Source organism: Vibrio ouci, assembly GCF_004551525.1.
Taxonomy (GTDB): Bacteria; Pseudomonadota; Gammaproteobacteria; order Enterobacterales; family Vibrionaceae; genus Vibrio; species Vibrio ouci.
This window is the reverse complement of sequence record NZ_SATR01000002.1, coordinates 208,118-221,466: the sequence shown is the minus strand read 5'-3', so window position 1 is coordinate 221,466 and position 13,349 is coordinate 208,118. Positions and strand designations below refer to the sequence as shown.

The 13,349-nt window shown below is 42.3% G+C and carries 15 protein-coding genes; 7 read left to right on the top strand and 8 right to left on the bottom strand.

What is annotated here, in order from left to right; all coding sequences use genetic code 11:
* The first annotated feature begins 91 nt into the window (after positions 1-91).
* Together ELS82_RS02645 and ELS82_RS02640 are read left to right on the top strand one after the other, a co-directional pair.
* Positions 92-574 (top strand): putative pterin-binding protein, encoded by a 483-nt coding sequence (locus ELS82_RS02645; protein ID WP_134834108.1) that lies wholly within the window; start codon positions 92-94, stop codon positions 572-574.
* Entirely contained in the window at positions 558-1,652 is a 1,095-nt protein-coding gene (locus ELS82_RS02640; RefSeq protein ID WP_134834107.1) for a GGDEF domain-containing protein, read from the top strand. The genes ELS82_RS02645 and ELS82_RS02640 overlap by 17 nt, the downstream gene beginning before the upstream one ends.
* Here the strand turns inward: ELS82_RS02640 and ELS82_RS02635 are convergent.
* Genes ELS82_RS02635 through ELS82_RS02625 form a run of 3 tightly spaced genes read right to left on the bottom strand, consistent with a single transcriptional unit; the run spans position 1,649 to position 3,380 of the window.
* On the bottom strand, positions 1,649-2,485 hold the full coding sequence (locus ELS82_RS02635; RefSeq protein WP_134834106.1) for a CsgG/HfaB family protein: 837 nt from the start codon (positions 2,483-2,485) through the stop codon (positions 1,649-1,651). The genes ELS82_RS02640 and ELS82_RS02635 overlap by 4 nt on opposite strands.
* A gap of 12 nt (positions 2,486-2,497) precedes the next feature.
* Complete coding sequence (locus ELS82_RS02630; RefSeq protein ID WP_134834105.1) at positions 2,498-2,908, bottom strand: curli assembly protein CsgF; 411 nt, start codon at positions 2,906-2,908, stop codon at positions 2,498-2,500.
* A gap of 10 nt (positions 2,909-2,918) precedes the next feature.
* Complete coding sequence (locus ELS82_RS02625) at positions 2,919-3,380, bottom strand: curli production assembly/transport protein CsgE (protein WP_134834104.1); 462 nt, start codon at positions 3,378-3,380, stop codon at positions 2,919-2,921.
* Positions 3,381-3,794: 414 nt separating this feature from the next.
* On the opposite strand from ELS82_RS02625, the gene ELS82_RS02620 reads away from it, so the two are divergent.
* Genes ELS82_RS02620 through ELS82_RS02610 form a run of 3 tightly spaced genes read left to right on the top strand, consistent with a single transcriptional unit; the run spans position 3,795 to position 5,681 of the window.
* A complete protein-coding gene (locus ELS82_RS02620; RefSeq protein ID WP_134834103.1) occupies positions 3,795-4,427 on the top strand; it encodes a curlin subunit CsgB in 633 nt (210 codons plus the stop codon).
* Positions 4,428-4,478: 51 nt separating this feature from the next.
* Positions 4,479-5,321, top strand: a complete 843-nt coding sequence (locus ELS82_RS02615) for a hypothetical protein (protein WP_134834102.1) — start codon at positions 4,479-4,481, stop codon at positions 5,319-5,321.
* Between the two features lie 6 nt (positions 5,322-5,327).
* Positions 5,328-5,681, top strand: coding sequence for a hypothetical protein (locus ELS82_RS02610; RefSeq protein ID WP_134834101.1), 354 nt, complete (start codon positions 5,328-5,330; stop codon positions 5,679-5,681).
* 89 nt (positions 5,682-5,770) lie between these two features.
* On the opposite strand, the gene pstB is transcribed toward ELS82_RS02610, so the two are convergent.
* From pstB to ELS82_RS02590, 4 genes are all read right to left on the bottom strand, one after another.
* Positions 5,771-6,520, bottom strand: coding sequence for a phosphate ABC transporter ATP-binding protein PstB (gene pstB / locus ELS82_RS02605; protein ID WP_134834100.1), 750 nt, complete (start codon positions 6,518-6,520; stop codon positions 5,771-5,773).
* A gap of 56 nt (positions 6,521-6,576) precedes the next feature.
* Positions 6,577-7,440, bottom strand: a complete 864-nt coding sequence (pstA, locus tag ELS82_RS02600; protein WP_134834150.1) for a phosphate ABC transporter permease PstA — start codon at positions 7,438-7,440, stop codon at positions 6,577-6,579.
* A 38-nt stretch (positions 7,441-7,478) separates the two neighbouring features.
* Entirely contained in the window at positions 7,479-8,408 is a 930-nt protein-coding gene (gene pstC, locus ELS82_RS02595) for a phosphate ABC transporter permease subunit PstC (RefSeq protein ID WP_134834099.1), read from the bottom strand.
* A gap of 99 nt (positions 8,409-8,507) precedes the next feature.
* Positions 8,508-9,329: a phosphate ABC transporter substrate-binding protein gene (locus ELS82_RS02590; protein WP_134834098.1), complete on the bottom strand. Its 822-nt coding sequence runs from the start codon at positions 9,327-9,329 to the stop codon at positions 8,508-8,510.
* A gap of 367 nt (positions 9,330-9,696) precedes the next feature.
* Between ELS82_RS02590 and ELS82_RS02585 the strand changes: the two genes are divergently transcribed.
* Positions 9,697-11,340 carry a methyl-accepting chemotaxis protein gene (locus ELS82_RS02585; RefSeq protein WP_134834097.1) on the top strand — a complete coding sequence of 548 codons (1,644 nt, stop codon included), beginning with the start codon at positions 9,697-9,699 and terminating at the stop codon, positions 11,338-11,340.
* A gap of 64 nt (positions 11,341-11,404) precedes the next feature.
* Here ELS82_RS02585 and ELS82_RS02580 read toward each other — a convergent pair whose 3' ends face one another.
* The gene (locus tag ELS82_RS02580) at positions 11,405-12,748 is read right to left on the bottom strand and encodes a DEAD/DEAH box helicase (RefSeq protein WP_053439715.1); all 1,344 of its coding nucleotides are present in this window, start codon (positions 12,746-12,748) and stop codon (positions 11,405-11,407) included.
* Between the two features lie 342 nt (positions 12,749-13,090).
* Between ELS82_RS02580 and ELS82_RS02575 the strand changes: the two genes are divergently transcribed.
* Entirely contained in the window at positions 13,091-13,339 is a 249-nt protein-coding gene (locus ELS82_RS02575; protein ID WP_004412218.1) for an Lpp/OprI family alanine-zipper lipoprotein, read from the top strand.
* Positions 13,340-13,349 lie beyond the last annotated feature (10 nt).

Genomic DNA, 13,349 nt, shown 5'->3' with positions numbered 1-13,349 from the left:
AGATATACAGAAAGGGATTTAAATAGCCACAATCTGAACATATAATGACGTTATAAACAAATTTATAAATATAAGTCGCAAGGAAGTGCTTATGAAAATGATTTGGGCATTATTGCCAATGCTTATCAGTATCCAAGCCTTTGGCGCTCAGTTAGTCATCCGGGTAGGGGAAGAGCCACCAGTTACCATAACGCACGAAGAGATCGTTGCTCAATTAGAACCAAATAGCTTCACTACGAGCTTACCGTGGTACTCAGATGAGAAAGAATTCACTGGTTTTAAAGTTTCCGACTTACTGAATCAACTTCAGATTGACGATGCTTTTTCCGTTTCTTTTATCGCCTTAAATGACTACGCAGCAAGCTCCACAATCGCCGATATCAACAAATACGAGCCAATCATTGCTTACCAAGTCGATGGACAAAAAATGAGAGTGCGAGATAAGGGGCCGTATTGGATGCTATTTAATATTGACAAATACCCTGAAACCAATAATGCAGTGTTCCATTCGCAGATGGTATGGCAAATCGATGAGATAATGATACATAGAAAACAAGATGTGGAAACAAACTAACTATAAAACGCCCACCTCTTCATTAAGAAAAGCGAAGAACCTGCTTCTTTTGCTTAGCGTAGTAGTGGTTGCTGCAAACCTATATTTCTTAAATGCCACCCGCCATCATGCGCAGTCGTACAGTGACCAACAAAACCAGGCGACTTGGTTTCTATTTCAGTTGACCAAAGAGTTCGCAGAACTCAATACAATGGCTCCTTTTGCCCATGACTCCACGAAACTTAGAGATCGTATGGAGCTCAAGTATGAGCTTACGTGGTCGCGATTTGATCTTCTTCTAACAAGCCGTGAGGCAGACACCTTTATTACTCTGCCCGGTGCGAGAATGTACTTTCAGACACTGTTCAATCAATTCAAACTACTCGACTCGCAAGTCTTTAACCTCAAATCAAAAGCGGATGCCGACAAGTTAGGACGCGAATTTAACTCACTATACATGTCGATGATTCGTTATATAAACACTAACTTTCGAATCAAGAGCCCTCTATACGAAAGACAAATGCAGGACGCTCGAGAGCTCCACCAAACTCAGCTGATTTCTCTTGTTTTGCTGGTCGTATGTATTATCCTGGTAATGTTTATTTTGCAAAAAGAATCCGAATATCATAAAGAACAATCTTTAACTGACTCTTTAACTGGCATATCAAATCGCCTTGCTCTGTTTCAAGATCTGCATAGCGCTACTCACCTTGAACAGCCATTCACTATCTTTCTGCTCGATCTCAATGGGTTTAAGCAGGTCAATGACAAATATGGACATCAAGCCGGAGATAAAGTACTTCAAGCATTTAGCACTCGACTGAAGAAAGCCTCAGCGACTAGCTATCGTATTGGCGGGGATGAATTCGCATTGATAACCAATGCTACGTCAGAAAATGAGCTAAAACACTTGGCAACTATCATTGAGCAAGAGATGCAACTGCCTATTCAGGTTAGCGGATATAACGAAGTGACGATTGCGACCAGTATCGGTTACGCTTCTTTTCCAACAGACTCAAGTAAAGTCAATGAACTGCTCCTCATGGCAGATAGTAATATGTACCTTGAGAAGCAGAACAGTAGGCAGGTTATTGGTTAAAGTATTTGATGTGTTTGCTTAGCGTATCTCTGGATCGTTTCATCTTGTAGATCCGCTTCGTTTTCAGGCTTCCATAAACCTCTACCAATACCTTTGACAATTAAATGGATAACCGCTGCATCTATCGCAGACATGACCGCCACGTTAACGGGTTCGTTGTTGGTATAACCCATTTCAACTTCTAACAAATCTTTATAGTCGATGAATCTAAATGCACCAGCGGTCAGCTCATGAGAGAAGATCGTTTTGCTGGTCGTGACACTCAATAATATCTGGCCAGTACGGACATTCACGGCGCGCAGGTTAACGGTGACTTGATCTGTGCGATATTTGCCTGAAGAACCGATACCTAAATATCTCGCACCTAATCCGCCAGTCTTGATGTTAGAGTCATAGGCAACAATCCCACCTTCAATAACCACATTAGCAGAGCTTAATGCCGATAGATCATCTCCGTGGTTAGAAGCCGCTTGGCCTTTTTTCTGCGCTGCTCGAATTATCTTACGTTCCGTCAATAAGTTTTGTAGCCCTTCCCTTTCCAACGGAATGAACCATCGCGAGTCAAGTAGCGACGCGGTTAGCAAAGCTGTACCACCTTGAGGAACAGCGGTCGAGAAGTTACTGTTTGGCTGTGGCTTATATTGACCTGTTTGATCGCGGAAATCATACACTGAGACGAGTATGCGACCTTTAGGCTCCGGAAGTTTAACTAAATCTTGGTATGTGGCACCGCGAGGCATCAAAGTTGGGGCTTCGTCCGCATCGGGGATCGTCATGGAGTTCGAGCAACCAGTGACCAGCAGAACAACAAAAAGAGTATATAAAAGTTTCATAGTTAACCTGCTCTACTGGTCTGGGTTTAGGCCAGCAACTTTAATTTCAGTTGACTCACCTGAGACTTTATCGACGATTTGCACAATCAAAGAACCGTTGTCATCAACAATATTGAGATAAAAATCGTCCGTTTCTAATTGACCAGTGTTGCCGTTACCGACATCAGCAAGTAGTTGGCTAATCAAGCGAGACTCAAGACTGTTAGCTAAACGATCAAGTGAAGACTCTTCATCGAAGCCAAATTCATCTTTTGGTGCTTGATAATCGTTAATCGCATTAGCAACACCAAATAAGTGTGAGCTGTTTAAAGCATTACCGCCAAAACTCGGATTAACAGGGGTATAGATCAGCTCTGTCGCAAACGTGCTCGGAGCCCATAGACACACGCACAAGATACCACTTAGGGCTTTGTTTGGTTTCATAATTAGTCCTTTAAAACTCATCCTGAGCTACATCAAATGTATCTTGATAACTCAGTTGCGTTTTCCATCTTAGAAGGTGAGAAGTAACGGCGGTTAACGCTTCCTTTGCTTTATCTTCAGCATGCTGCCTACCAGGAGATAGAGCCGTGCGATATATAAGTTTCTCTCGATGAAAGATACTAATAATACTTCCTGATAAAGCCGTTGGGCGTTCTTTGACCGTTAGGTTCTCTTTTAAAGAGCCATGTCGTTCATTCATTAACTGAGTGAAGAAAAAATAAAAATCATCCCCCAATCGAGTCATTGTCCTATCGATAAGTAATCCATCTACTTCATTTTCAAGTAAATGTGAGTCTTTCTTTTCTTCGATTTTTTCATCTGTTTCTATTGCTGCAAATATTGGTATTGAATAACCAATAACAACAGAGATAGAAAGAGAAACAATCCATCCTTTTACACTACAACGACCCATATTAGCTTCCAGCCAATTAAATTTATTTTGTCATAAAATAAGCATGACAAAACTTATCTAATAATCGACAAACTTAAAATAGAACTTAATTAATAAATTAATTATTCTCATTTATGGAACACGTAAAATCTCATCAAATACACACTTAAAAGAAATGAAAACATCAGTTAAAAAACCAAAAATACAACAATAAAAACAATAACTTAAAAACAATAACTTAAAAACAAAACATAAACTAAAGGACTATAAATATGCAACTAGAGCATAAACTATATTGTGTCATTTTTGATATCCACCCCCCACTAAATAAACAAATCAATTATTTATTTTCCAATTATTAGTTCATTGAGTTTACCAGCATCGAAATCATAATAAGTGCGAGTTCGGAATTACTCCAACTCTGCGGAGGTTAAGGTGCAAAATCATACACAGCGTACATTAGGTTTTGTTGTCTTTTCTTTATTAGTGGCAACTTCAGCGTATGCGGAAGGTACAGACATAAATTACTCCAGTGATATGGCGACTGAGTTTGGTGAGTTTTATGATGACTCTCCTGTATATTCAGAGCTGTATGACAAGTCTGTCTCATACAGCAACTACGCAGAAGTCGTACTCGAAAACACCTTTGACTCTGAGGTTCACATCTCTCAGGTAAATGCTGGTTTAGGGGCTAATAAAGCCAAAGTTGTACAAAGAAATACGACTGGAAATACGGCCGTCGTTTCTCAATCAGGTTCAGAGAACCTTGCTGTGATTGAACAATCTGAAGGACAAGATAATTACGCAGAAATTATCCAAGCGGGTTACAACCACAATAGCTATATCAGCCAAAATGGTAGTCATAACATCGCTTACTTAAGACAGTGCCAAGGTTTTAATTGCTCATATTCAGATTACGGAAGTGATATCAGTATCGTGCAAGAAAATAACCACAATTTGGCCATCGTTGTTGATAAAGGCAACTCTAGCTACGGCATTGAACAAGACGGTGGAGACTCCATCGTCATATTTAGCAATATGAATCGAGGTATTTACGTTAGGCAGTAATGGACGTAAAGGATAAAACACAAATAAACGGACAATATAAAGGATCTATTCATGAAAAAGTTAGCAATCGCAATCACAGCTATTCTAGCATCAGGTACAGTTTACGCAGGTAATACAGCAACAACGACTCTTGAAGACTCAACCAACGACTATGTTGAGATTGATCAGAGCTCTCCTGGTATTGCTTGGGCTGACGGTAACGACGCTGTAGTTAATTTCAAATACAGCTCGAACAACGAAGTGTACATTGACCAAGAAGGCAATCGTAACTCTGTTGAAGTAGATGGTGCGATCCCTGGAGTTTTCCCAACGGACGACAACTATGTTGCTATCAACCAAGATGGTGATGACAACCACTCTTACGTTCAATTTAAAGGTGCTGACGACAACAATGTCTATGTAGATGTGACTGGTAATGGTAACGCTACGTACAGCTACTTCACTGGTTACAATGCAGATAACAACACTGTAGATATTGATGTAGTTGACAGTGATAACAACTTTGTACAAACAACCGTTAAAAGTGCTTCAGGAAACTCTGAAAATAACCTAATAGACGTTGATATCACTGATGCTAGTAACGATAACTTCGTTTCTGTTGCACAGCGTCGTGACAACAACATCGCAGAAGTTACTATTTCAGGTGGAAGTAACGACAACCTAGTCGATGTAGACCAACGTTCTCATGAGAACTATGCAGATATCGATATCTCTGGTGCAAGTGAACGTAACTTTGTTTACGTTGACCAAAATGGTCGTGATTCATTCGCTGACGTATCGATTCAAGCAGGTTCTGCAGACAACATGGTTGATATTACTCAAACAACCAATGACTACGCTTCAGTGACTATGACTAATTCACAGCTAAGCTCTGTTTACATCACTCAAAACTAATCTTCGATGAAGTTTTTGATTGTTAATAAAGCGGTGCTTCTTAGCACCGCTTTTGCGTTATTGCCTTCCCTATCGTCAAGTGCACAACCTCTTTCCGAGTATGCAATCTCTGAGTTCACCAGTATCACGTGCAAACTGAGTGGCGATACATTGCAGCTAACCATTGAGTCTGATGAAACAACTCCTGATAAGGCTAAGCTATCTATTCAAACTACTAGCCGTTTAAACTACAGACTTTCCTCCAACTCACGTTATGCCCTCTCGTTAAAGCACCCTACTGATAACATCACTCTCACCCTTTCTACCGATACAGGCAAACATACACTTGTTCTTAAACCCAATTGCCAGCTCGCAAGTTAGTCACTAGTACTCAGAAACAAAAAAGCCCCTCTAAATAGAGGGGCAAAGTACCATCGCTTATAGTTATTATTTGTTATACCAAAACCTGATTAACCAAAGTCACCGTTTACATAACCGCGTGTACGATCGTCTTGTGGTTCACTAAAGATAACTTGCGTATCATTATGCTCCACCAGCTCTCCCATTAGGAAGAAAGCCGTACGGTCTGAAATACGACGCGCTTGCTGCATTGAGTGAGTCACGATAACAATGGTGTAGTTCTTTTTCAGCTCTTCCATCAACTCTTCAATCTTATGAGTTGCAATCGGGTCAAGTGCTGAAGTTGGCTCATCCATCAAAATAACATCCGGCTCCATTGCAATCGTGCGAGCAATACACAAACGTTGCTGCTGACCACCAGATAGACCAAATGCATGCGACTTTAAACGATCCTTTACTTCATCCCACAGCGCCGCACCGCGTAGAGAGCGCTCAACGACTTGATCAATATATTTTTTGTCTTTGACGCCTTGTGCTCGCAAACCATAAGCTACGTTTTCATAGATGCTCATTGGGAATGGGTTTGGCTTTTGGAACACCATGCCGACTTTAATACGCAGGTCTGCAACATCAATGTTACCGTAGATATCATCACCATCCATCTCTAAGCGGCCAGTGATTTTCACCCCTTCAATCAAATCGTTCATGCGGTTAAGACAACGAAGCAGCGTCGACTTACCACAACCAGACGGGCCAATTAACGCTGTCACTTGGCGCTCAGGAACTGGAAGGTTAATCGATTTCAGCGCTTGGTTTTCACCGTAAAATAGATCTAGGTTTTCAATATTAAACTTGTTCATTGTGTTATCTCTAAATTCGTCAATTCTGTTATCAGTATTTTAATGCTCAGCAAGTATTAGTAAGTTGCTGTATTGAAGCGTCGTGCAATCAGTTTTGTCACTGTATTAATCAGTAGCACGACGACGATAAGTACTGTTGCTGTCCCGTAGGCTTGGTTCCATTCTTCAATGGTAAACAGCTCGGTAGTCAGCTTGTAAAGGTGAACCGTTAACGTACGGCCTGAATCAAACAGAGAATCTGGAATACGTGCAACCATACCTGCAGTAAGGAATACAGGTGCGGACTCACCAATAACGCGACCAATACTTAGAATGACCGAAGTTAAGATACCTGGCATTGCACTTGGAAGAATCAAACGCCAGATTGTGTAGATTTTTGAAGCGCCAAGGCCGTATGAGCCCTCGCGGTAAGTTTGTGGTACCGCCATCAAAGCCTCTTCCGTGGTACGAATGATCACCGGAAGAATCAGAATACTCAGAGTTAGTGCACCCGAAAGAATCGAGAAACCTAAACCCAGTATCGCGACGAAGAAAGTCATACCGAATAGACCAAAGATAATCGATGGAATACCCGCTAAAGACTCAGTACAGAAGCGAATCACTTTGACGAGCTTACTACCAACCTTGGCATACTCTGTTAGGTAGATAGCCGTCATGATCCCTAGTGGCGCAGCTACTGCGATGGATGCAATCACCATGTAGATGGTCGCCACAATCATAGGGAAGATACCATGCTCTTCGCCAGTACGAGTGTAGTTGTCTGTAATGAAATTCCAATCTACGTGTTGTAATCCGTTCGATAGAATGTACCAAATAATCCAGAACAGAAAGCCAACCGTGACGGCTGCCGCTGCCCAGACAAAAGCAGTGAGAATGTTATCTTTTGTCTGACGTGCTTTTTTAAGCTTCGCTTTATCCATGGTCATCGTATTAGAGTTATTTACTAAAGACATCGTTATTACCTCGCCTTCTCACGGTTTAAGTAAAGCAGAACCGCGTTCAACGACATGATGAATACAAGAAGAACAACACCTGTCGCGTATAGAGCGTTAGCGTGAACGCCACTTGCATAAGACATTTCAATCGCAATGTTAGCCGTCAGTGTACGCGCAGAGTCAAGTATGCCTTCAGGCATTGCAGGTGCGTTGCCCATCACCATAATAATCGCCATGGTTTCACCTAGCGCACGACCGATACCTAAGATAACGCCCGTCATGATACCGCTGCGTGCTGCTGGCACTAGCAATTTGAAGATGGTGAATATCTTAGATGCACCTAGCGCAAGTGAACCTTCTTTGTAAGTACGTGGCACCGCGCGAATCGACGTTTCAGAGACAGTAATAACCGTTGGTAAGATCATCACACCAAGAACAATAATACCGGCCAGGATAGTGTTACCCGCAGGTACATTGAAAATGTCCTGAATCAAGGGAACGATAATCACTAGGCCGAAGAAACCATAAACCACGGAAGGGATGCCGGCTAAAAGCTCTACGGCTGGTCGAATGATATCTGCAACACGTTTTGGCGCAATTTCAGCAATATAGATAGCTGTTAGAATGCCAACAGGAACACCAACAACTACAGCCCCTAACGTCGAGACAACAGACGCGACAATCATGGTTGCAACACCATAAAGTGCCGGTGGAAGCCAATCTTGGCCGAGAACGATGCCAGAAACACCTACTTCTTGGAATGCTGGGATACTTTCTTTGACAATGAAGTAAGCAATAACGGCTAGAGAAACAATGCCGATTACTGCACTGGTAAGAAACAGGCCGTGGAAGATACGCTCTCTCCAGTCTACGCGTTTCTTGGTGCGTAGGCCTGACTTATTCAATTGAGTCGCTTCAATATTCATAAGCTTTTCACTATTTGCGATGGTCATTTAGAAATCTCACAGTTCGATTCTGTTAAAGATTCGAATTGGATTGAAAACGCTCAGCCCGAAGTGTGGGCTGAGCAAATAATTGGCGTAACTTAAAATTTAGTTAACTGAGATGTAACCCTTGCTATCAACAAGAGATTGCGCTGAATCAGACACCATCCAATCTAGGAACTTCTGTGTTTCAGCTGAAGGCTTACCTTCTTTGTAAAGTACAAGGAATGGACGCGCTACTTTGTATGAACCGTTCTTCACGTTATCAACCGAAGCATCTGTACCATTAATTGCTAGAGCGTTTACTGAAGTATCCACTGTACCTAGAGAGATGTAACCAATAGCGTATGGGTTTGAAGCAACCATAGTCTTCAAAGCACCGTTACCATTTGCAACTTGTGCACGTTGAGAGATAGCAGATACTTTCTTACCAGAGATTTTCTTCTTCAGTTTCATGATGTCTTCAAAAGCACCACGAGTACCAGAAGCCGTATCACGAGTGATTGCTACGATAGGCTTGTCTGCGCCACCAACATCTTTCCAGTTAGTGATGTCGCCTTTATAGATTGCCGTCACTTGCTCTGCTGTTAGACCGTTTAGGTCATTCTTAGGGTTAACAACAACTGCGATACCGTCTAGAGCAACCGTTAGTTCTTTAAGCGCTGGCTCTTTTTCAGAATCTTTTAAGTTACGAGAAGACATGCCTAGGTCAGCACTGCCGTTTTTCGCTGCTTTTACACCAGCAGAAGAACCAGGGCCTTGAACTTCAATAAACACGTTCGAGTTTGTCTTCATGTATGTTTCAGAGAAAACTTCCATCAGTGGAGTTACGCTGCTAGAACCCACTGCAGAGATAGTTTCTTTAGCAGAAGCTGGAGTCACTGCCATAGCGCCTAGTAGTGCGATTGCACCGATTACTGTCTTTTTCATCACAATTTCCTTAAGTGGCTTTATTGCCGTTGCGTTTCACTTGAACGGTGCTCACTTTAGAATTCCAATATGACAGTTGTGTTTCAGTTAATTGAAGCCTGTGTGACAAACACATTTTTTTGTTTTGGACCGGAACCTAGCGGAAACAATCAAATTGCACACATATCGTACAATGCACCTACCTCCACCTAGCCCTACGTAGCACGAAAATAACCGCATGAATGCAAAGGGAAAAACTGTTGCATAGCGTCCCTTCAAAGTTTCACAACTCCACTTAGTTTCTGCGTTGAATTATCTATTAAAGAAATTAGAATCATTCGCCATAAAAATAATAACAAATGACTTAATTAATCATAGAGGACTTTTAATGCGCCAGTTATTAAGCGGCTTATCTATCAAACTACAGGTGGTAGTTCCTGTACTATTTACTTTGATACTCCTTCTTGTTGGCATTAGCTACAGTACAACAAGCCTAAAGAACGCCTTTCAGCAGGTGACGGATTCCACCGAAGAAGTCATTAACCACAAAGATCAACTGACTAAAATTATCGATAACACCTACGGGATGCGTATTAAAGCTATCTATAGTTTGTTTCGAGCCGATGATGTAGCGCAGTTGCAATCGACACTTCGCGCAAAACAGAATGAAAATAGACGCTTATTAGACTCGCTAAGACAAGTTCCGGGTCTTAAGAATGAAATCGATCAGATGGAAGTAGCGATTGAAAACTACGTAAGCTATTCAATCGACACCATGATTCCTCTGCTCAAAACCAAGCACAGTCAATCAAATGTTTCCAACGAGTTCCAACGCCAGTATGAACAAGCGTCCGCGCTTTATCGTGATAAGGGCAAAGCGATGGTTGAAGGAATCGAAGCTCTGTCTAGCAAGCTGAACACGATCGCGATTGCCGGTGTCGAGAGAAATAGTGAAATCCACTCATCAGTAATGACCAACTCAATTCTCGGCCTATCACTAGTACTGCTGCTTGCATTTGTGATCAGTTGGGTCCTTGCTGGCATCATTGTCACCCCAATTAAAAAGCTGCAGTTAGCCATGCAAAGCTTGGCGCAAGGTGACTTGAAAGTACGCGTAGAAGAAGAAGGCAACAATGAAATTACCGCCCTATCTCGTGATTTCAACTCAACGACCGCGCAGCTCAAAGAAACCGTCGACTCTTTAGTTCGTATTAGTGTCGATGTTGCTTCTGCTTCAACAGAGCTCGCTGCAGTAATGACGCAATCTAGCGCAAACTCTGATCAAGAGAAAAACGAAGTAGAGCAGGTGGCGTCGGCAATCAACCAAATGGAAAGCACCGCCTCTGAAGTGACGCAAAACGCAAACCTAGCTGATGCAGCGTCAACAAATGCCGATAAACTCGCGCGAGAAAGCCTAGCGATTTTTGAGCAGAACACGCAGACCAGCGCCAAAATGGCGGATCAGTTAGCGGAAGCAGCCAACGTCGTAAATAGTTTGCAAGATCAGTCTGAACAGATTGGTAAAGTAATTGAAGTGATTGAAAGCATCTCTGAGCAAACCAACTTACTGGCACTTAATGCAGCGATAGAAGCGGCACGAGCAGGTGAAAGCGGTCGCGGTTTTGCTGTGGTTGCCGATGAAGTTCGTATGCTTGCCGCACGTACACAAGAATCAACCAAAGAGATTCAAACCATCATCGAAGAGCTGCAACGTCAGTCTGGCAGCGCAAACAACAGCATGACCACTAGCTTAGAGATGTTAGAGCAGAATCAAAAACAAGCAGCACAAGTAAGCGCGTCACTAAACAATATTAGTAGTTCGATATCAGAGCTTACGTCGCTAAACGCTCAAGTAGCCGTTGCATCAGAAGAGCAAGGCCAAGTAACGTCTGACATTAACAAGAACCTTGGCAACATCTATGAGTTAGTTAGCCAAAACGTTACGGGTATTACACAATCTGCCGCAGCAAGCCAAGAACTGTCTAGCCTCGCAGAAAACCAGAAACAGCAATTAGGCTTCTTTAAAGTCTAACTCTACCTCACTGCTAATAAAAAGGGTTGCCAACTGGCAACCCTTTTTTGATTCTACTTTTAGATTACTCGTCGTCGACCTTAGGCGCGACTTTCTTCTTAGGAATAAACACGGAATCCCCCACCGCAACATTCTGGTGGAAGCTCTTATCGCGCTTAACTGGCTTCTTGGCAGTTTTCTTCGCTTGAGGCTTCGCTTTATCTGCCGCTTTACCTTTATTACGGTAATCAGGTTTGCGTGGACGTAGTCCTTTGAACTTACCTTTTAGACCTTCTAGCTCAGAGAAAGAAAGGTCTTGCTGTAGGTAAGCTTCAACACGTTTAAAGCTGTCCCAGTCTTTAGGTCCAACCAATGACACAGCATCACCTTTATTACCTGCACGACCAGTACGACCCACACGGTGTACATACTCTTCAGTGTGCTTAGGCATATCAAAGTTAACCACGTGAGTCACATTCGCGATATCTAGGCCACGAGAAGCAACGTCAGTTGTTACAAGAATCTTGAACACTGCACGCTCAAACTGACTCATGATGGTATTACGTTGAGTTTGGTTTAGGCCTCCGCTCAACGCGACAGCTTTTAACTTCTTCTCGTTTAGTTTTTGCGTTAGACGTTCAGTATCGACACGTGTCGCAGTGAAGATAATCAACTGCTTGTACTGAGCTTCTTCTAAAATACGCTCTAAAATCGCCTCTTTATGATCTAGGTGATCACAGAGGTAGAATTTCTGAGTGATATCTTTGTGCTCTTCCGTTGACGCACCAACAGCAATACGCTTAGGGGCATCTAACATTTCAAAAGCAATATCATTGACTTCAGCGTGATCAAGCGTCGCAGAGAACATCAGCGTCTGGCGACGACGGTGTTTCGCAGCATTGTGAATGCGACGTAACTCTGGAGCAAAGCCTAGATCCAACATACGGTCAGCTTCATCAAGAACTAATGTCTCTAGACCATCTAAAAATAGAGAGCGATGCTCTAAATGGTCAGCTAAACGTCCTGGAGTAGCGACAATAAACTTTGGGTATTTACGTAAAGCTTTAACTTGGTCATTAAAGTTCTCACCACCAACGATCAAGGTAGCATCGTAAGACAAACCACCTAACATAGAACGCAATTCACCGTATACCTGCTTAGCGAGCTCACGCGTTGGAGCAAGCACTACAGCTCTAGGATCTTTCGCAGAGAAGGCTTTATTTTTTAGAGACTTGTGAAGCATAGGAAGAACAAAGGCCAACGTTTTGCCAGAACCCGTCTTTGAAGAAGCCAACAGATCTTTACCAGCGATCGCGACTGGAATCGCTTTTTGCTGGATCTCTGTCGCTTTCTTAAAGTCAAAATGCTTCAAGTTCTTTAATAAGCGATTGTCTAAACCTAAATCTTTAAAATACAAAGTATTCTCCATTCAATGGCTGAGTGTTGTCAGTGAGCACATTTTAGCCACTCGCAACAAAATAAATTCAAAAACAGGCTATGATAACTGGATTCGTATTCTGAGGATAGAGATCACAGAAAATATTATCGCTACGAGTCAATACCCAAAGTACGCTTGGTTAATGCATATACATTCATTACTCTCACCAATGAGACTTTGGTCAACTTATTTGATAATTACCTAAAAACTTGGGTTTTTTTGACTTTTCTCTGCTTTTGGTAAGGCACAATTGGAGCTACACTATTCAGCGTCACTATACGATATAAAACGTATAGGGCGTTTTATTGATACTATACATGCAAGGAGTTCTTTATGAACAAAATGTTGATCGCAGCAGCTGCATCTTCTGTTCTTCTACTAGCAGGTTGTGCGTCTGGTCCAGACGAAGCTACAACAGCACAACTGGATGAGCTAAACAACCAAGTAAGCCAACTAAGCCAAAACGTAGAAGCTCTACAAGCTGAAGTAAGCAAGTCTGGTGATGCGGCAATGGCTGCTCAAGAAGAAGCTGCACGTGCAAACGAGCGTATTGACAACATTGCTCAGTCTTACACTAAGTAATAGCGTTAAG